Below are 19,170 nucleotides of genomic sequence, written 5' to 3'. Positions count from 1 at the left end.
GGAGTGACGTGGGCACCGACGCACCGCGCACCCGCAGGCACCGCGGCCTCACCGTCCTGGTCGTCGTCCTCATCGCGGTGCTGGTCGTCGGCGGCGCGGCGGCCGGGTTCGGCTGGTGGACGGTGCAGCGCTCCTTCCCCACCACGAGCGGAGAGGTCGACGTCGCCGGCCTCGACGCGACCGTGATCGTGTACCGCGACGACGCGGGGATCCCGCAGCTGGTGGCCGAGACCGACCACGACCTCTTCTTCGCGCAGGGCTACGTGCACGCGCAGGACCGGTTCTGGGAGATGGACTTCCGCCGGCACGTGACCGCCGGGCGCGTCGCCGAGCTCTTCGGCGAGTCGCAGGTGTCGACCGACGCCTTCATCCGCACGCTCGACTGGCGGGGCGTGGCCGAGCAGGAGTACGCGCTGCTCGACCCGGTGTCGCGGGCGTACTACGACGCCTACGCCGAGGGCGTGAACGCCTACCTCGGCGAACGCGACGGCGCCGGGCTCTCGCTCGAGTACGCGGTGCTCGGGCTGCAGAACCCCGGCTACGAGCCCGAGCCGTGGACGGCCGTCGACTCGATCGCCTGGCTGAAGGCGATGGCCTGGGACCTGCGCTCGAACCTCGAGGACGAGGTCGACCGCGCACTGCTCGCGACGGCGTTGCCGCCCGAGGAGGTCGCCCGGCTCCACCCGGCGTTCCCCTTCGGGCAGATGCCGACGATCATGGAGGGCCCCGTCACCGCGGCACCTGCCGCGACGGACGTCGTGCCCCTGCCCGACGACGGTGCCGTCGCCGAGAACGCCCCGGATGCCGCGACCCTCGACTCCTTCGCTGCGCCCGTCGCGCGGCTCAGCGACCTGCTCGACGGCATCCCCGAGCTCCTGGGGCCGGAGGGCGGCGACCTCGGCTCGAACTCGTGGGTGGTCTCGGGCGCGCACACGGAGTCGGGGCTCCCGCTGCTCGCGAACGACCCGCACCTCGGGCCCGCCATGCCCTCCATCTGGACGCAGATGGGCCTGCACTGCGCCGAGGTCGGCGAAGCGTGCGGCTTCGACGTGGCCGGGTACACGTTCTCCGGCCTTCCCGGCGTCATCATCGGGCACAACCAGCGCATCGCCTGGGGGTTCACCAACCTCGGCCCCGACGTCGCCGACCTCTACCTCGAACGCGTCGACGGCGACGCCTACGAATACGACGGAGCGTCGCTCCCCCTGACGCTCCGCGAGGAGACCATCGAGGTCGCCGGCGGGGATCCCGTCGCGATCACGGTGCGGTCCACCGCGAGGGGACCGCTCGTCACCGACATCGACGCGGACTTCGCCGAGGTCGCCCAGGCGTACCCCGCGGCATCCGGCCAGACCGACGGCCAGTACGCGCTGTCACTGCAGTGGACCGCGCTGACGCCCGGCCGCACGCCCGCCTCGATCTTCGCGATGAATCGCGCCCAGGACTGGAACGCCTTCCGGTCCGCGGCCGCGCTGTTCGACGTGCCCGCCCAGAACCTCATCTACGCCGACGTGGACGGGAACATCGGATACCAGGCACCCGGGTCCATCCCCGTCCGGCTCACGGGCGACGGCACCGTGCCACTGCCCGGGTGGACGAGCGCGAACGGCTGGTCCGGCACGGTCCCGTTCGACCAGTTGCCGTCCGTGCTCAACCCCGAGCGCGGCTACCTCGTGACCGCCAACAACGCGGTGAGCTCGTCGGGCCCGATGCTCACGAAGGACTGGGACCTCGGCTACCGGGCCTCGGGCATCGAGCGCATGCTGCAGGAACGCATCGCCTCGGGTGAGAAGATCACCGTTGCAGACCTCGCGACGATGCAGCTCGACACCGCCGACGCGAACGCCGCGGCCCTCCTTCCCATCATCGCCGAGCTCGACCTCGACGGCGACGCGGCGCGCGGCGCGGAACTGCTCGACGGGTGGAACACCCGAGCCGACGTGGACAGCGCCGAGGCCGCCTACTTCGCCGTGTTCTGGCGCACGCTGCTCGACGACATGTTCGGCGGCCTTCCCGAGCAGACCCGTCCCGTCGGCGGCGACCGGTGGTTCAGCGTCGTGGGCACCCTCCTCGGCGAGCCCGATGCGGCGTGGTGGACCAACGAGCACGAGGGCGTCGCGGGCCGCGACGCGATGATCGCCCACGCGCTCGACGAGGCGTGGACCGAGGCATCCGACCGCATGGGGAGCGACCCCGACGGCTGGCGCTGGGGCCGGCTGCACACGCTCACCCTCACCAACCGGAGCTTCGGCGAATCGGGCATCGCCCCCATCGAGTGGCTGTTCAACCGAGGCCCCTACGAGCTCGGCGGCGGTTCGGCGATCGTCAACGCGATCGGCTGGGACGCCCGGGGCGACTACGGCGTCGACTGGGTGCCGTCGCTCCGCATGGTCGTCGACCTCGACGACCTCGACGAATCCCGGTGGATCAACCTCACCGGCGCATCCGGCCACGCGTTCGACCCGCACTACGCCGACCAGGCGCCGCTGTGGCAGCGTGGCGAGACCAGGGCCTGGCCCTTCACCCTCGCGGCCGTGCAGGACGCGGCGGCGCAGACCCTGCGCCTCTCGCCCGCCGGCTGAGTCGGTAGCCCGGCGAGGGCGCGCCCGGCGAGGGCGAGCGCGGCGCCCAAGCCGAGGCAGACCGCGCAGCCGGAGCCGACCGCGGTCGCCGCTAGGCCGAGGGGTAGTTGCGCTCGGGCTCGCCCACGTACAGCTGCTGCGGTCGACCGATCTTCGTCTGCGGGTCGAGGTTCATCTCGCGCCAGTGCGCCATCCACCCGGGCAGGCGCCCGATCGCGAACAGCACGGTGAACATGCGCGTGGGGAAGCCCATCGCCTTGTAGATCACACCGGTGTAGAAGTCGACGTTCGGGTAGAGGCGACGCTCCTTGAAGTAGTCGTCCTCGAGGGCGATCTGCTCGAGCTCCTTCGCGAGGTCGAGCAGCGGGTCGTTCACGCCGAGGCCCGCGAGCACCTCATCGGCCGACTCCTTGACGAGCTTCGCCCGCGGGTCGTAGTTCTTGTAGACGCGGTGCCCGAAGCCCATGAGCTTCACCCCGTCCTCCTTGCGCTTCACGCGCTCGACGAACTTCGCGACGCCCTCGCCCGAGTCCTGGATGCGGGCGAGCATCTGCAGCACGGCCTCGTTGGCCCCGCCATGGAGCGGCCCCGAGAGGGCCTGGATGCCCGCGGAGATCGAGGCGTAGAGGTTGGCGCCGGTGGAACCGACGAGGCGCACGGTCGACGTGGACGCGTTCTGCTCGTGGTCCTCGTGGAGGATGAGCAGGCGATCGAGCGCCTTCGAGAGCACCGGGTCGATCTCGTACGGCTCGGCCATGTTGCCGAAGTTCAGGCGCAGGAAGTTGTCGACGAAGCTCAGCGAGTTGTCGGGGTACAGGAACGCCTGCCCGATGCTCTTCTTGTGCGCGTAGGCCGCGATGACGGGGAGCTTCGCGAGCAGCCGGACCATCGTGAGCTCGACGTGGTCGAGGTCGTGCGGGTCGGAGGAGTCCTCGTAGTAGGTGGAGAGCGCCGACACGGCGCTCGACAGCACCGACATGGGATGCGCGGTGTGGGGCAGCGCGGAGAAGAACCGCTTCAGGTCCTCGTGGAGGAGCGTGTGACGGCGGATCTTCTCGTCGAACTCGCCCAGCTCGTCGGCGGTGGGCAGCTGCCCGTAGATGAGGAGCCACGCCACTTCGAGGTAGGTGGAGCCCTTGGCGAGCTGCTCGATCGGGTAGCCGCGGTAGCGGAGGATGCCCTGCTCGCCGTCGATGTAGGTGATCGCCGACCGCGTCGAGGCGGTGTTCACGAAGCCGTAGTCGAGCGCGGTGAGGCCCGTCTGCCGGGTGAGCGTCGAGACGTCGATGCTCGAGTGGCCGTCGATCGCCGGCTGGATCGGGAACTCCGCGACGCCGCCCGGGAACGAGAGGCTCGCCGTGGCGGGGGTCTTCCCGTCGGCCTGGTTCACGACGTCGCTCACGGCGCCTCCTGTGATCGTCACTTGCGCGGTCACCTGCTTTCCGGACAGGGGCCGAGTCGGCCGAGGTCCGAATACAGCCTAGACGTGCTCCGGGCACACTGTCGCATCCCCCAAGACATCACGCCTTCCGTTGGCGGATGGCACAGTGGGCGCGCTCAGGCCTCCACCGACGCGCGCAGACGGGCGGAGGCCGCGGCGACCCGCTCGTCGTCGGCGGTGAGGGAGAGCCGCACGTGCTCGGGGTAGTGCACCCCGTAGAAGTGCCCCGGTCCGGCGAGGATGCCGAGGTCGGCGAGCCGTGCGATGGACTCCCACGCGTCGCGGCCCTCGGTGGCCCAGAGGTAGAGGCCGCCCTCGCTCCGGTCGATGCGGAAGCCGGCGGCGTCGAGCGCCGGCCTGAGGAGGTCACGACGTGCGCGGTACCGCTCCTTCTGCGCGGCGACGTGCTGCTCGTCAGCGAGCGCGGCGACCATGGCCGCCTGCAGCGGCGCCGGCAGCATGAGGCCGGCGTGCTTGCGCACGTTGGTCAGCCGGGCGATCGACTCGCGGCATCCGGCGATGAAGGCGGCCCGGTAGCCGGCCATGTTCGACTGCTTCGAGAGCGAGTAGATGGCGAGCGTGTGGCGGGTGTCGCCGTCGGTGACGCGCGGGTCGAGCAGGCTCGGCACGGGCTGCTCGTCCCACGGTGCATCCCAGCCGAGCTCGGCGTAGCACTCATCGCTGACGATCACGGCGCCGAGCTCGCGCGCCCGCTCACGGGCGGCCCGCAGTTCGTCGACCGAGAGCACCCGACCGTCGGGATTGCCCGGGGTGTTGAGCCAGATGAGCCGGGTCGCATCGGGCCATTCCCCGGGGTCGTCGGACGCGAGCGCCCGCGCGCCGGCGAAGAGGGCGCCCATCTCGTAGGTGGGATACGCCGCGCGCGGATGCACGACCACGTCGCCCTCGCCGACGCCGAGCATGAACGGCAGCAGCGCCACGAGCTCCTTCGAGCCGATGGTGGGCAGCACGGATGCCGCGTCGAGCCCCTCGACGCCGCGTCGGCGTGCGAACCACTCGACGATCGCGGCGCGCAGCGCCGGAGTGCCCACCGTCTGCGGATAGGCGTGCGCATCGGTCGCGGCGGCGAGCGCCTCACGCACGACCTCGGGCGTCGGGTCGACGGGCGAGCCGATGGACAGGTCGACGAGCCCGTCGCGATGCGCGGCCGCGCGCTCCGCATAGGGAGCCATGAGGTCCCAGGGGTAGTCGGGCAGCGCTCCGAGCGCCATCGTCAGTGGGCCTGCGGCGGCAGTGCGGCGATGAGCGGGTGGTCCTTCGGGATCACGCCCACCTTGGCGGCGCCGCCGGGCGAGCCGACCTCGTCGAAGAACTCGACGTTGGCCTTGTAGTAGTCGGCCCACTCCTCGGGGAGGTCGTCCTCGTAGTAGATCGCCTCGACGGGGCACACGGGCTCGCAGGCGCCGCAGTCGACGCACTCGTCGGGGTGGATGTAGAGCGAGCGTTCACCCTCGTAGATGCAGTCGACGGGGCATTCGTCGATGCAGGCGCGGTCCTTGACGTCGACACACGGCAGGGCGATGACATAGGTCACAGTGGCTCGCTGTCCTCTCGAAGGTGGAACTCAAGTCTATGCGTCGGCGGCGGGTGCGGTGCGTCTCTGGGGCAGCTCGGGCCACGCCACGACGAGCACGGCGATGAGCGCGGGGCCGACCGCCCACACGGTGCCGACGACGTCGCCGGCGACGAGCACCGACCCGCCGGGACCGGGCAGCGTGAGCAGCGCGACCATGCCGATGACGCCCACGGCTGCCGCGGCGGCGACCCACCGTCCGCCGGCGACGAGGCGGATGCCGACGAGCAGCGCCAGCACACCAGCCAGGGCGAGGACGAGTCCCCACGGCACGACCACGTCGCCGACGGTCACCGACTGACGATGACCGATCGTGGCGACCGCCCCGTAGATGGCGCCGAGCAGCGCGGCGAGCACGTACATGCCTGCCCGCGCCAAGGGCGAGGGCTTCACGTCGTCGTTCACTGCTGGTTCGTGTTGGGGGTGACGGTGTACGTCAGCGTCTCGCCCTCGCCGGCCACGAGCACGAAGAACTCGGGGTTCGTGAAGATCCGGGCGCCCGCCTCGCCGCCCGTCATGGTGGTGTCCTCGGTGAAGCCGGCGCCCTCGAGCGCGGTTGCCGCGTCACCCACCGGATCGGCCGCGGAGGACGTGAGGGCGACGATCCAGCCCTGTCCATCGGCATCGCCCGCGCCGCCGGCGAACGTCACGTCGCCGTCGATGAGCGGGATCGACGTCGGGAAGTCGGCAGGCAGCTCGCCGCCGAGGCTGACGTCTCCGCCGGTCGCGCTCTCGATCGCGTCCTCGACGCCCTTGTTGACGAGGTCGGCGGGGTTGCCGAAGCATCCGGTGAGCAGCGACGCGGTGAGGCCCGCGATCGCCATGGCGGTGGCGGCGCGGGTCGTGGTCGTCAGGGTCGTCATGGCGAACTCCTCGCTGGCGTGGACGGGCACGGGAAGATCGCACGGCCCGGCGGTGCCCCCGGCATCCGCTCGCGTCGGAGTCTACCGCCCGGCGACGGGCGCCGCCGATGCCGTAGCGTGGTGGGCGTCGCGGGGCCGCCCGCCGGGAAGGATCGATGACGATGTCGGATGCCGCAGCGACGAGCCACGGCGACGAGCGGGCGGTGCGCGTCGAACGCGACGGCCGCGTCGCCACCGTCGTCATCGACCGCCCGAAGTCGCTCAACGCCCTCTCCCCCGAGGTGCTCGGCGCGCTGGACCACGTGTTCGGCGGCCTGTCGGAGGACCCGGGCGACCTCGCCGGAGTGCTGCTCGTCGGCGCGGGCGGGCGGGCGTTCGTCGCCGGTGCCGACATCCGGGCGCTGTCGCAGTCCACCCCGGCCGAGGGGGCGGAGACCGCGCGACTCGGTCATCGCGTGGCCGCCACGATCGAGGCGCTCCCCCTTCCGGTCATCGCCTGCGTCGACGGCTTCGCGCTGGGCGGCGGGCTCGAGCTCGCGCTGGCGTGCGACTTCATCTACGCGACGGATGCCTCGCGCTTCGGCCAGCCCGAGGTGAAGCTCGGCCTCATCCCCGGGTTCGGCGGCACCGTGCGGCTGCCCCGAGTGGTCGGGCCCGCACGCGCGCGCGAGCTGATCTATACCGGGCGCCAGATCGGCATCGAGGAGGCCGTGGCCGCGGGGCTCGTGCTGCGGCGGTTCGAGGACCACGAGACCCTCCTGGCCGGAGCACGGGAGACCGTGGAGCTCATGGCGACCGGCTCGGCGTCGGCGGTCGGCATCGCCAAGCGCGTGCTCGTCGCGGCATCCGGCCGGGCCACCGACACCGCCACCGAACTCGAGATCGCGGGCTTCGAGGACGCGTTCTGCACCGGCGACAAGGCCGAGGGCGTGGCCGCCTTCCTCGAGAAGCGCGAGCCGCGGTTCACCGATGGCGCCGGCGCCGGCGCCACGCCCGCCTGACCGGGAGCGACCGACCCGGTTCGCGACCGGGCGGCCCTTCTCAGGCGATGTGGTCGTCGAGCCAGGCGAAGCCGTCGAAGCGAACGCCGTCGGCGCCGAACATCTCGAGGTGCATGTGCGGGCCGGTGGACTGGCCAGTCGTGCCGACGACGCCGAGCTGCTGGCCCGCGCTCACACGCTGGCCCTCGACGACCTGCAGCGAGCCGAACTGCATGTGCGCGTACGAGCTCGTGATGAGCTCGCCGTCGATGTTGTGCTGCACCTCGACGTTCACGCCCAGCCCGCCGCCGTTCTCGGTGGCCAGCACCACGACTCCGTCGGCGATCGACATCACGGGCGAACCGTTGCCCGGATTGAAGTCGACGCCGTCGTGGCTCGTCGAGCAGCCGGCGCAGGGCGCGTTCCGGGGGCCGAAGCCGTCCGAGCGCTTCTGCGGCGTCAGCACCGGCCAGACGACGAGGTCGGCCTTGATGATCGAGACGCTTCCGAGGCCCGCGACCTGGGAGAGGAGGGGCGGCGGAGCGGCCTCGACCGCGTAGCCCTCGACCGCCATGGGCTTCAGCTCGGCCTCGTGCGCGACCTCGATGGTCTGCGGGGCGAGCGTGATCGAGTCCTCGATCGGAGCGTACACGGAGGCGCGCGGCTCGGCGTCGGTCGCGGTGATCGCGAGGGCCGGCACGCTCGTCGCGACGAGCATGCCCGAGGCGAACGTCATCGCGATCATCGAGAACGCGGGCCGCAGCGATCGGCTGCGAGGGGTGCGGTCAGGACTCGTGCGGGAGGCGCGGGGGCCGGCACCGAAGGTGCGGGCGCGGGAGGAGGCAGGGGGCTTCGGGGCGGCGCGGCGGCCGTGAGTGGGGGAATTCATGCAGGTGCGTTACGTATCCGGGTCAGAAGTCTCGAGGCGATCCTGGCTACCGTACGCACCGAATCTGGGAGATTCATCCGTTACCCGACCGTTACCTCGTCGGTTCGGCATCCGCTTTCCGTTGCGGAGCGCGCAATGAACTGAGCGGATGCCCCGAGCTCGCGCTCGAGACATCCGCTCATCGGATGCTGAACCTGTGAATCAGCCCTGCTTCTTCAGGCGCGAGGTCGCACGGGCGCGCGCGGTCTGGTCGAGCTCGACCTTGCGGATGCGTACCTTCTCGGGCGTGACCTCGACGCACTCGTCCTCGCGGGCGAACTCGAGGCACTCCTCCAGCGTGAGCTGGCGCGACGGTGTCATCGACTCGAAGGTGTCGGAGGTCGACTGGCGCATGTTGGTCAGCTTCTTCTCCTTGGTGATGTTCACGTCCATGTCGTCGTTGCGCGAGTTCTCGCCGATGACCATGCCCTCGTAGACCTCTTCGGTCGGGTTCACGAAGAACGTCATGCGCTCCTGCAGGGCGATGATCGCGAACGGCGTGACGACGCCCGCGCGGTCGGCGACGATCGAGCCGTTGTTGCGCGTGACGATCTGACCGGCCCACTCGTCGTACCCGTGCGAGATCGCGTTCGCGATGCCCGTACCGCGTGTCGTCGTGAGGAACTCGGTACGGAACCCGATGAGGCCGCGGCTCGGCACGATGAACTCCATGCGCACCCAGCCCGTGCCGTGGTTCGACATGTTGTCCATGCGGCCCTTGCGCGAGGCCAGGAGCTGGGTGATCGCACCGAGGTACTCCTCGGGCGCGTCGATCGTGAGGTGCTCGTACGGCTCGTGCGTCTTGCCGTTCACCTGCCTGGTGACCACCTGGGGCTTGCCCACCGTGAGCTCGTAGCCCTCGCGTCGCATCTGCTCGACGAGGATCGCGAGCGCGAGCTCACCGCGGCCCTGCACCTCCCACGCGTCGGGACGGCCGATGTCGAGCACCTTGAGCGACACATTGCCGACGAGCTCGCGGTCGAGGCGGTCCTTGACCATGCGCGCCGTGAGCTTGTGGCCCTTCACCTTGCCGACGATCGGCGAGGTGTTCGTGCCGATGGTCATCGAGATCGCGGGGTCGTCGACGTGGATCGCGGGCAAGGGGCGCACGTCATCGGGATCGGCGAGCGTCTCGCCGATCGTGATGTCCTCGAAGCCCGCGACGGCGATGATGTCGCCGGGGCCGGCCTCCTCGGCGGGGAAGCGCTCGAGCGCCTTCGTCTTCAGGAGCTCGGTCACGCGCACGTTCGAGTGCGAGCCGTCGTGACGCACCCAGGCCACGGTCTGGCCCTTGCGGATGCGGCCGTTGAAGACGCGCAGCAGCGCGAGGCGGCCGAGGAACGGCGAGGCGTCGAGGTTCGTGACCCACGCCTGCAGCGGTGCCTCGTCGTCGTAGCTCGGCGCCGGGATGTGCTCGATGATCGCGCCGAAGAGCGGCTCGAGGTCGTCTTCGGCCGGGAGCGAGCCGTCGGCCGGACGGGTGAGCGACGCGCGACCGGCCTTGCCCGACGCGTAGACGACCGGCACGTCGAGCAGCGCGTCGACGTCGAGGTCGGGCACGTCGTCGACGAGGTCGCTCGCGAGTCCGAGCAGCAGGTCGTGGCTCTCCTCCTCGACCTCGGCGATACGAGCGTCGGGGCGGTCGGTCTTGTTCACGAGGAGGATGACCGGCAGCCGGGCCTCGAGCGCCTTGCGGAGCACGAACCGGGTCTGGGGCAGCGGACCCTCGGACGCGTCGACGAGGAGCACGACGCCGTCGACCATCGAGAGGCCGCGCTCGACCTCGCCGCCGAAGTCGGCGTGACCCGGGGTGTCGATCACGTTGATCGTCACGGGACCGTCGGGCGCGTGCACGCCCTCGTAGCTGATCGCCGTGTTCTTGGCGAGGATCGTGATGCCCTTCTCACGCTCGAGCTCGTTCGAGTCCATGGCGCGCTCGTCGACGTGGGCGTGGTCGGCGAACGAATGGGTCTGCTTGAGCATGGCGTCGACGAGCGTCGTCTTGCCGTGGTCGACGTGGGCGACGATCGCGACGTTGCGCAGGTCGTTGCGGGTGGCGTTGGCCATGGTTGGTCCTCAGTGATGCGTGTCGTCACGTGGCACCGACGCGGCCCTCGCGGGCGGCGCGGCGGCAGCGCGGAAGCGCTGGGTGTGAAGGTCTGTGGGATCGCGCGAAGCCGATTCCACGGCGCGCACCCGACAAGCCTACCGTGCGAGGCGCGGGTTCGGCTGGGAACGCCGAACGCCCGGCATCCGGGTGAGCGGATGCCGGGCGTTCGGATGGTGCTTCGGGCTACGCCCCGAGCTCGATGCCGGCCCCGGGGATCGCCGCGAGCAGGTCGCGGGTGTACTGCTCCTTGGGGTTGTCGAACACCTCGTCGGTCGTGGCCGACTCGACGATCCGACCCCGCTGCATCACCGACACGTGGTCGGCGATGACCCGCACGACGGCCAGGTCGTGCGTGATGAACAGGTACGTGAGCCCGAGCTCGGCCTGCAGGTCCGCGAGCAGGCGCAGGATCTGCGCCTGCACCAGCACGTCGAGGGCGGAGACCGCCTCGTCGAGCACCAGGATCTCGGGCTTCAGCGCGAGCGCCCGCGCGATCGCGATGCGCTGACGCTGGCCGCCCGAGAGCTCATTCGGGTACCGGCTGACGAGCGCACTCGGCAGCGACACCTGGTCGAGCAGCTCGAGCACCCGAGCGCGGCGCGTGGCCTTCGTGCCGACCTTGTGCGTGTGCAGCGGCTCCGCGATCGTGTTGCCGATGTTCCGCAGTGGATTCAGCGAGCCGTACGGATCCTGGAACACTGGCTGCATCCGGCTGCGGAGGTTGAAGAGCTCCTTGCCGGTGACGCTCGCCAGGTCCTTCCCGCCGACCACGATCTTGCCGCTCGTCGCATTCTCGAGCTTGAGGAGCATCTTCGCGACCGTCGACTTGCCCGAACCGGACTCGCCGACGAGCGCCATCGTGGTGCCCTTCGGGATCTGGAACGACACGTTGTCGACCGCGGTGAACTCGCCCGAACCGCGGATCTTGAAGACCTTGGTGAGGTCCTCGACGATGATCGCGGGCGGAGCGGATGCCGCAGCCGCGAGCGCCTCGGCACGGGCCTCGGCCGTGGCGATGAGGTCGATGGTGTCACCGGCGGCGTGCGACGCGTCGGACGCCATGGACGACTCCGCCGCGGCGATGCTGCCGCTGGCCTGGATGCGGCGCGAGGCGAGGCTCGGCGCCGCGGCGACCAGCCGCTGCGTGTACGGGTGCTGCGGGTTCTGCAGGATCTGCGCCGACGGGCCCGACTCGACGACCTTGCCCTTGTACATGACCACGAGCTGCTCGGCGCGCTCCGCGGCGAGGCCGAGGTCGTGCGTGATGAACAGCAGGGTCGTGCCGAGCTCGCGGGTGAGCGACTCGAGGTGGTCGAGGATGACGCGCTGCACGGTGACGTCGAGCGCCGAGGTTGGCTCGTCGGCGATGAGCAGCTGCGGGTCGGCAGCGAGTCCCATGCCGATGAGCACGCGCTGGCGCATGCCGCCCGAGAACTGGTGCGGGAACTGCTTCAGGCGCCGGTCGGCGTCCTGCAGGCCGGCCTGCTTCAGCACCTCGATGGCGCGCTGCTTGACCTCCTTGCGGCCGGTCGCGATGCCGTTGGCCTTGATGGCCTCCTCGACCTGGAAGCCGATCGACCACACGGGGTTGAGGTTCGACATCGGGTCCTGGGGCACGAAGCCGATCTTCCGACCGCGGATGCCCTCCATCTCCTTGGGCGAGGCCTTGGTGAGGTCCTGCCCGTCGAGGAGGATCTGGCCGCCCGACACGTGACCCGTGCCGGGGAGGAGGTTGATGATCGCGTGCGCGGTCGTGGACTTGCCGGAACCGGACTCCCCCACGATCGCGAGGCTCTGCCCGCGGTAGAGGGTGATGTTCACCCCGTCGACGGCCTTGACCAGGCCGTCCTGGGTGGTGAATCCGACCTGGAGGTCCTTGATCTCGAGGAGCGGGCGCTCCCCGACATCGACCGCGGTGCGCTGCTGCACGTTGCTTCCGTTCACGATCTCGGTCATCGCTGGGCCCTCGCCTTCGGGTCGAGCGCGTCACGGATGACCTCGCCCAGCATGATGAAGCTCAGCACGGTGATCGACAGCGCGACCGACGGCAGGATCAGCACCTGCGGCGCCGTGCGGAGGTCGGTCTGGGCGGCGCTGATGTCATTGCCCCAGGACATGGTGCTCGAGGGCAGGCCGACGCCGAGGAACGACAGCGTCGCCTCGGCGACGATGGCCGCGGCGAGCGAGATCGTCGTGATGACGATGACCGGGGCGATCGAGTTGGGGAGCACGTGACGGACCAGGATCCGGAAGCGCGAGACGCCGAGCGCCGTCGCGGCCATCACGAAGTCGGCGTTCTTCACCCTGAGGATCTCCGCTCTCAGCACGCGGGCCGTCGCCGGCCACGCGAATATGCCGATGGCGAGTGAGATCACCCACACGTTCGCGTACTGCGAGAACACCGACATGATGACCACGGCCGCGAGGATGTAGGGGATCGAGAAGAAGATGTCGCCGAGGCGCGAGAGGACCGAATCGATCCAGCCGCCGTAGAAGCCCGCGAAGGCGCCGAAGACGATGCCGAGCACGAACACCAGCACGGTCACGATGATGCCCACCGACAGCGAGGTCGACGTGCCGTGGATGATGCGCGAGTAGATGTCGCAGCCCTGCTTGGTGAACCCGAGCGGGTGGCCGTCGGCGGGGCCGCCGTTGCTGTTGGACAGCTGGCAGTCGTTGTTCGGGGCGACCTGCGTGAACAGGCCCGGGAACAGGGCGACGACGACGACGAGCACGATGAGGACCGACGAGATCCAGAACATCGGGCGCTTGCGCACGTCGTTCCACGCGTCGATCCAGAGGTTGGTGGGCTTGCCCTCCGTCTTGACCTTGTCGATCGCGACGAGCGGGGTCTCCTCAAGCGGAGCGACGAAGTGCTGCTGGTCTGGTCTGGTGATGTTACTTGGCATAGCGGATCCTCGGGTCGAGAACGGCGTACAGCAGATCCACCAGCAGGTTCACCACGAGGTAGATCAGCACCATGACGGTCACGAAGGAGACGACGGTGGGTCCCTCTCCGCGGATGATCGCCTGGTAGAGGGTGCGGCCGACGCCGGGCACGTTGAAGATGCCCTCGGTGACCGTCGCGCCGACCATCAGCACGCCGAAGTCGACGGCGAGATAGGTGACGACGGGGATGAGCGAGTTGCGCAGGATGTGCACGGGGACGATCCGGCTGCGGGACAGGCCCTTGCTCGCGGCGGTGCGAACGAAGTCCTGCGTGCCCGTGTCGATGACTGACGCCCTCGTCAGTCGAGTGATCTGGGCGAAGCTGATGGTCGCCAGCACCAGCGCCGGCAATATCAGGTCTTGCGTTGGAGCACCCGGACCGACCGTGGTGCGGAACCACCCCAACTGGATGCCGAAGATGTACTGCGCCACGAAGGCGACCACGAAGATCGGGAGCGAGATGAGGATGAGGCTCACCACCAGCGCGCTCGCGTCGAAGATGCCGCCCTTGCGGAGGCCGGAGATGAGGCCGACCGAGATGCCGAAGACCATCTCGAAGAAGACGGCGATGACGGCGAGGCGGAGCGTGACCGGGAACGTCGTCGCGAGGATCTCGGAGACGGGCTGACCCGAGAACGAGGTGCCGAGATCGCCGCGGAAGATGTTGCCGAGGAAGATCAGGTACTGGACGATGAACGGCTGGTCCAGGTGGTAGCGCTCGCGCAGCTGCTCGAGCACCTGCGGCGGCGGCGTCTTGTCGCCGAACAGGGCGACGATCGGGTCTCCGGGCATTGCGAAGACCATGTAGTAGATCAGGAAGGTGGTGCCGAGCAGGACAGGGATCGCCTGAAGCAGTCGGCGCACGATGTAGCCGGCCATGGATCAGGCCCCGCTGTTCGTGATTGTTGACATGTGCCCCCCCCCCCCACGGGCGCCTCAGAGTCTAAACCCGGAGTGCCCCAGAACGAGAATTACTCGCTCTTGGTGACCTGGTAGTACAGCGGCACCGAGTTCCAGCCGAACTCGACGTCGTCGACCGACTCGCTCCACGCGCCGTTGACCGTGGAGTACCACAGCGGGATCGCGGGGAGGTCCTTGAAGAGGATCTCCTGCGCCTGCTGGAACTTCTCGTTCGCGGCGTCGAGGTCAGTGAGCGCGAGGCCCTCCTTGAGCAGGGCGTCGAACTCGGGGTTCGAGTAGTCACCGTCGTTCGAGCCGGCACCCGTCGCGTAGATCGGGCCGAGGAAGTTGAACAGGGCCGGGTAGTCGGCCTGCCAACCGGTGCGGAAGCCGGTCTGGATGGTGCGGTCGGTGATCGCGGTGCGGACCTCGGCGAAGGTCGGGTACGGAGCGCCCGACGCGTCGATGCCGAGGTTGTTCTTCAGCTGGTTCGCCACAGCGTCGACCCAGGCCTGGTGGCCGCCGTCAGCGTTGTAGGCGATCTGGAAGGTGCCGTCCCACGGGGCGATCGCGTCGGCCTCGGCCCACAGCTTCTTCGCCTCGTCGGCGTCGAAGTCGAGCACCTCGGAACCGGGGATGTCCTCGGAGTAGCCGTCGATGACCGGCGAGGTGAAGTCGTGCGCCGGGGTGCGGGTGCCGGAGAAGATCACGTCGGTGATCTCCTCGCGGTCGATCGCCTTCGAGATGGCGGCGCGACGGAGCTTGCCCTCCTCGCCACCGAAGTGGGCGAGACGGTCGGGGACGGTGAACGACTGGAAGATCGCCGCGGCCTGCGTGACCGAGCGGTCGCCGAACTCGTCCTGGAAGGTCGACAGCGCGCCGTCAGGGATGGCGTCGAGCACGTCGAGGTTGCCGCCCTGGAGGTCGGCGTAGGCCGCTTCCTGCGTGGCGTAGAAGACGATGTCGAGCCCGCCGTTGGCCGGCTTGCGCGGGCCGTCGTAGTCGGGGTTCACGACGAGGTCGATCTTCTCGTTGTGCTTCCAGGCGCCTTCGCCGTCGAGCATGTAGGGGCCGTTGCCGACCGGGTTCTCACCGAAGGCTTCCATGTCCTCGAAGGCCGACTCGGGCAGCGGGTAGAACGCCGAGTAGCCGAGGCGCAGCGGGAAGTCCGACTCGGGCTGCTTGAGCTTGACCGTGAAGGTCGTGTCGTCGACGACCTCGAGGCCCGTGAGCTCCGAGTCCTCGTCGTAGCTGAAGCCCTCGATCGACTCGAAGAAGTAGCTCGAGAGCTGCTCGTTCGAGAGGAGTGCGCCGTAGTTCCAGGCGTCGACGAACGAGTTGGCCGTGACCGGCTCGCCGTTCGAGAACTTCTGGTCGGCCTTGAGCTTGATGGTGTAGTTCTGCGCGTCGTCGGTCTCGATCGACTCGGCGACGTCGTTGACGGGAGCGCCCTTGGCGTCGTAGTAGATCAGGCCCGCGAAGATCGCGTCGAGGATCTTGCCACCACCGGTCTCGTTGGTGTTCGTCGGGACCAGCGGGTTCTGGGGCTCAGAACCGTTCGTGGTGATGACGGCGCTGGTGTCGCCGGCGCCGGCCGACGACGAGGCGTCACCGCTGGTGCAGCCCGAGAGCGTGAGCGCTCCCGCGGCCGCAAGAGCAATGGCGACAACGCCAAATCTCTTGATCTTCAATGTTCCTCCTGGTGAGATGTGCGTCGACAGCACGACTTCTGGTCGCACTGGAGCGCTAGTAGATCGAGACTATGAAGCGGCTTGCACGGAAGCAAACCCAGAGGGAAACCGTTACCGACGCGCAATGTAGCGGGTGACACGAAGCCGTAAAACCGCGTGAGGGCGCATGATTCTTGCGCGCACGAGGCGCGTGCGAGGATTACCGCATGTCCACTGCATGGCGCCTGCGGATCGAGGTCGTGATCGTCCTCGGGCTCTCGCTCGGTGCGTCCGCCGTCTACTCGATCGTGTCGCTGATCGCGAAGCTCACCGAGGAGCGCGCACTCGGCGACCAGAGCGTCGCGCTCAATCCGTCGCGGTCCACGCGGGAGTGGCTCGACTTCACCTACCAGTTCCTCGACGTCTTCTTCGGGCTCTTCGCGGTGGCGCTCGTGCTCTACCTGCTGTGGCAGCCCGGCCGCAGCCCGTTCCGCCGCATCGGCCTCGACTTCACCCAGCCCGGCCGCGACGCGGCATCCGGCGTGCTGCTGGTGCTCGTGATCGGCGTGCCCGGGCTGGCGCTGTATGCGCTCGGGCGGGCGCTCGGCCTCACCGTCGCGGTGCAGGCGTCACCGGCCGACTGGCTCTGGTGGACGGTGCCCATCCTCGTGTTCCGCGCGCTCGAGGCGGCGCTGACCGAGGAGGTCATCGTGGTCGGCTACCTCTTCACGCGCTTCGCGGAACTCGGCGTGGGACGGTGGGCGACCATCCTCTCGAGCGCGGTGCTGCGCGGGAGCTACCACCTCTACCAGGGCTTCGGCCCGTTCGTCGGCAACGTCGCGATGGGCATCGTGTTCGGCTGGTGCTACGCACGGTGGGGTCGCACGATGCCGCTCGTGATCGCGCACTGGATCATCGACATCGTGTCGTTCGTGGGCTATCCCCTGGCCGTCGGCTGGTGGCCGGGGCTCTTCGCCGCCGCCTGAGCCCTGACCGGCGCGTCGGTCGACGGATGCCGCGTGCGCGGCGCCTGCGGCACGTGCTCGCTGCGGGCGAGGGCGACGACGGTGGCCGGCATCGGCGGCAGCGTCTCCTCGGGAACCTCGACGCGGAGGTCGGAGTCGGTCGCCCGCACCCGGGCCATGTCGTGCCAGCTCTTCCGGCTGGGCGTGCACACGGCGCCGAAGCCCTCGTCGCCGAACACCGTGCCGCTGGCGAAGTCGGTGATCGACTGCGCACGGCGGAGCGCGGCCGCCGTGCCCGGATCTCGGCGTTCGAGGAGCCCCGCGCGTTGCTCGAGCCCGAGACCGCGCCCGGCGAGGACCGACGTGCCGACGAACAGGCCGATGAAGCCGGCTGTGGCGAGCACTGCGAGGAGATCGGCGGAGACCATGCGCACCCCCTAGACGAGAGAACCTCAGTGTACTCCCGGGGTGCGACATCGGGACCGCCCGGATCCGGCGGATCCCGGCCGCCGGGAACATCGGTCCCGTCGCGGTCGATCGACGATCGCGCGGATGGGAACGGGACGATGAGCCTCGCACACGCGTTCGCCACGGCGGGCCTCGCCGCACGCCGCACGGATCGGCGCACCGCGACCACGGAGGCGGAGGTGCGGGAGGCCGAGCGGCGCGTGATCGAGCGCCGCACGGGCCTCGTCGCGGCATCCGCCGGCCGGACCTACGCGCAGCGCGGGCGTCACGCCGCACCGCGCCCCGCGTAGCCGCGACCGCAGCACGGAGCGGCCGGCCGCCCGCCATGACCCGCGTCGCCCCGTCCGCGCACGAGGCGCGGCGGCGAACGGTCACCCGTCGCCGGGCTCCGCCGTGAGGAGCACGCGGGCGCTCTCGACGCCGCGGATCTCGAGCGACGAGATGTCCTCGACGTCGACCGCCGTGGCCGCCTGGAGCCGCGCGGTGGCGCCGGGCATCGCGCGCCAGCTCGACACCTGGGTGCGATTGCCGTCGCGGTCCACCACCACGAGGGCGTACGGCCATCCGCCCTCGGGCGCGTCCGCGGCATCCGACGCATCGGTCTCGTAGGTGCAGTCGAGGGCGATGCGCGTGCCCCACTCGACCGGGGTGAGCACCGCGGTCGCGGTCACCGGCACGTCGGCGACGGTGTCGAATGCGACCGTCTGCCCGCCGGGCGCGGGGCGGCTGAAGGCGAGCGGGACGAACAGCGCGGCGAGCACCACGACGGCCGCGGCCGCGACGGTTGCGACGGCCCAGCCACGGCGACGGCGACGGATGCCGCGGCGGCGCGCTTCGAGCCGAACGGCGTCGAGCAGCTCGGGCTTCGGCGCGGCCGCTGGCGGCGCCTCGGCGTCGAGCAGTGCCGTGGCGCGCTCGGGCGTCAGTCGGGAGAGAAGACCGGGCATGGGTGCGAGCTCGGCGACCGACCGCAGGCATGCGTCGCACGACTCGAGGTGACCCTCGTACTCGCGGCGCTCGGCCGGCGACAGCGCGCCCAGCACGTACGCCGCATCCCAGTCGGCGTAGCGCTCGTGTTCGCCGTTCATCGCGTCACCCCCTTCTCCTGGAGCGCCAGGCGAAGCGCACGCAGCCCGTAGTGCAGCCGCGACTTCACCGTCCCCTCGGGGATCGAGAGCCGCCGCGCCACCTCGGCGATGCTGCATCCGCCGTAGTAGGCGTGCACGATGACCGCGCGGTGCTCGAGGTCGAGGCCCGCGAGCGCCTCCTCGACCAGCAGGCTCTCGAACAGCGCGTCGGTGCCGTCGCCCAGCCCGCGCTCGGGCGTCTCGGCGACGCCGATCTCATGCCGCCTCCGGGCACTGCGCGCCTCGTCGATCACGAGGTTGCGGGCGACGGTGAACATCCACGCCCGCGTCGAGGCGGGCTCCTGCGCGAGGATGCGCGGGCTCCGCCACGCGCGCAGCAGCGTCTCCTGCACGATGTCGTCGGCTCCGGCGGCGTCGCCCGTGAGGTGCACCACGTACCGCCAGATCGACGGCGCGTGGGCGTCGTAGAGCGCGACCAGCCTGCGGTCGTCCTCCAGCGGCATCCGTCACCTCCTGCCGTGACCACGAGACCGCGGCGGGTTCGGTTCACCCGCGCGGGCAGGTGACCGATGCTATGCGAACGCCGCTCCTTCGTCGCGGCGTGGGCCCGCTGTACTCTCCGGTCGGCATTC

At 70.0% G+C, this 19,170-nt stretch carries 18 protein-coding genes; 4 read left to right on the top strand and 14 right to left on the bottom strand.

Going from position 1 to position 19,170, the window contains the following annotated elements:
• The first annotated feature begins 8 nt into the window (after positions 1–8).
• Positions 9–2,582, top strand: coding sequence for a penicillin acylase family protein (locus tag AC1DZA_RS14880; RefSeq protein ID WP_476773311.1), 2,574 nt, complete (start codon positions 9–11; stop codon positions 2,580–2,582).
• A 91-nt stretch (positions 2,583–2,673) separates the two neighbouring features.
• Here AC1DZA_RS14880 and AC1DZA_RS14875 read toward each other — a convergent pair whose 3' ends face one another.
• From AC1DZA_RS14875 to AC1DZA_RS14855, 5 genes are all read right to left on the bottom strand, one after another.
• Positions 2,674–3,984, bottom strand: a complete 1,311-nt coding sequence (locus tag AC1DZA_RS14875; protein ID WP_309979812.1) for a citrate synthase — start codon at positions 3,982–3,984, stop codon at positions 2,674–2,676.
• A 155-nt stretch (positions 3,985–4,139) separates the two neighbouring features.
• Positions 4,140–5,255: a succinyldiaminopimelate transaminase gene (dapC, locus tag AC1DZA_RS14870; protein WP_476773310.1), complete on the bottom strand. Its 1,116-nt coding sequence runs from the start codon at positions 5,253–5,255 to the stop codon at positions 4,140–4,142.
• Positions 5,256–5,257: 2 nt separating this feature from the next.
• Positions 5,258–5,578, bottom strand: coding sequence for a ferredoxin (gene fdxA, locus AC1DZA_RS14865; protein WP_476762582.1), 321 nt, complete (start codon positions 5,576–5,578; stop codon positions 5,258–5,260).
• A gap of 36 nt (positions 5,579–5,614) precedes the next feature.
• On the bottom strand, positions 5,615–6,022 hold the full coding sequence (locus AC1DZA_RS14860; protein WP_476773309.1) for a hypothetical protein: 408 nt from the start codon (positions 6,020–6,022) through the stop codon (positions 5,615–5,617).
• On the bottom strand, positions 6,019–6,480 hold the full coding sequence (locus AC1DZA_RS14855) for a hypothetical protein (RefSeq protein WP_476773308.1): 462 nt from the start codon (positions 6,478–6,480) through the stop codon (positions 6,019–6,021). The genes AC1DZA_RS14860 and AC1DZA_RS14855 overlap by 4 nt, the downstream gene beginning before the upstream one ends.
• Positions 6,481–6,641: 161 nt before the next feature.
• Here AC1DZA_RS14855 and AC1DZA_RS14850 point away from each other — a divergent pair, with 161 nt between their 5' ends.
• Entirely contained in the window at positions 6,642–7,481 is an 840-nt protein-coding gene (locus tag AC1DZA_RS14850) for an enoyl-CoA hydratase/isomerase family protein (protein WP_476773307.1), read from the top strand.
• A gap of 40 nt (positions 7,482–7,521) precedes the next feature.
• On the opposite strand, the gene AC1DZA_RS14845 is transcribed toward AC1DZA_RS14850, so the two are convergent.
• The 6 genes from AC1DZA_RS14845 to AC1DZA_RS14820 all read right to left on the bottom strand — a co-directional run bounded on the left by AC1DZA_RS14845 (position 7,522) and on the right by AC1DZA_RS14820 (position 16,038).
• A complete protein-coding gene (locus AC1DZA_RS14845) occupies positions 7,522–8,196 on the bottom strand; it encodes a M23 family metallopeptidase (RefSeq protein WP_476773306.1) in 675 nt (224 codons plus the stop codon).
• A 354-nt stretch (positions 8,197–8,550) separates the two neighbouring features.
• Positions 8,551–10,455 (bottom strand): translational GTPase TypA, encoded by a 1,905-nt coding sequence (typA, locus tag AC1DZA_RS14840; protein WP_476762525.1) that lies wholly within the window; start codon positions 10,453–10,455, stop codon positions 8,551–8,553.
• A 226-nt stretch (positions 10,456–10,681) separates the two neighbouring features.
• Entirely contained in the window at positions 10,682–12,454 is a 1,773-nt protein-coding gene (locus AC1DZA_RS14835) for a dipeptide ABC transporter ATP-binding protein (RefSeq protein ID WP_476773305.1), read from the bottom strand.
• Positions 12,451–13,407 (bottom strand): ABC transporter permease, encoded by a 957-nt coding sequence (locus AC1DZA_RS14830; RefSeq protein WP_476762527.1) that lies wholly within the window; start codon positions 13,405–13,407, stop codon positions 12,451–12,453. Before AC1DZA_RS14830 ends, AC1DZA_RS14835 begins: the two co-directional genes overlap by 4 nt.
• Complete coding sequence (locus AC1DZA_RS14825) at positions 13,397–14,326, bottom strand: ABC transporter permease (protein WP_476762528.1); 930 nt, start codon at positions 14,324–14,326, stop codon at positions 13,397–13,399. The genes AC1DZA_RS14830 and AC1DZA_RS14825 overlap by 11 nt, the downstream gene beginning before the upstream one ends.
• A 92-nt stretch (positions 14,327–14,418) precedes the next feature.
• Complete coding sequence (locus tag AC1DZA_RS14820) at positions 14,419–16,038, bottom strand: peptide ABC transporter substrate-binding protein (protein WP_476773304.1); 1,620 nt, start codon at positions 16,036–16,038, stop codon at positions 14,419–14,421.
• 206 nt (positions 16,039–16,244) lie between these two features.
• On the opposite strand from AC1DZA_RS14820, the gene AC1DZA_RS14815 reads away from it, so the two are divergent.
• Positions 16,245–17,003, top strand: a complete 759-nt coding sequence (locus AC1DZA_RS14815; protein WP_309979837.1) for a CPBP family intramembrane glutamic endopeptidase — start codon at positions 16,245–16,247, stop codon at positions 17,001–17,003.
• On the opposite strand, the gene AC1DZA_RS14810 is transcribed toward AC1DZA_RS14815, so the two are convergent.
• Entirely contained in the window at positions 16,955–17,410 is a 456-nt protein-coding gene (locus AC1DZA_RS14810) for a hypothetical protein (RefSeq protein WP_309979838.1), read from the bottom strand. The genes AC1DZA_RS14815 and AC1DZA_RS14810 overlap by 49 nt on opposite strands.
• Positions 17,411–17,548: 138 nt before the next feature.
• Here AC1DZA_RS14810 and AC1DZA_RS14805 point away from each other — a divergent pair, with 138 nt between their 5' ends.
• Positions 17,549–17,740, top strand: a complete 192-nt coding sequence (locus AC1DZA_RS14805; protein WP_476762532.1) for a hypothetical protein — start codon at positions 17,549–17,551, stop codon at positions 17,738–17,740.
• An 81-nt stretch (positions 17,741–17,821) separates the two neighbouring features.
• On the opposite strand, the gene AC1DZA_RS14800 is transcribed toward AC1DZA_RS14805, so the two are convergent.
• Both AC1DZA_RS14800 and AC1DZA_RS14795 read right to left on the bottom strand, forming a co-directional pair.
• Entirely contained in the window at positions 17,822–18,538 is a 717-nt protein-coding gene (locus AC1DZA_RS14800) for an anti-sigma factor family protein (RefSeq protein WP_476773303.1), read from the bottom strand.
• Positions 18,535–19,041, bottom strand: coding sequence for a sigma-70 family RNA polymerase sigma factor (locus tag AC1DZA_RS14795; RefSeq protein ID WP_476773302.1), 507 nt, complete (start codon positions 19,039–19,041; stop codon positions 18,535–18,537). Before AC1DZA_RS14795 ends, AC1DZA_RS14800 begins: the two co-directional genes overlap by 4 nt.
• Positions 19,042–19,170: the final 129 nt, after the last annotated feature.

The sequence above is a fragment of the Agromyces sp. P2_B3 genome (genome assembly GCF_056404815.1).
The sequence above is the reverse complement of the archived record's forward strand: the minus strand, read 5'-3'. Positions and strand labels throughout refer to the sequence as shown.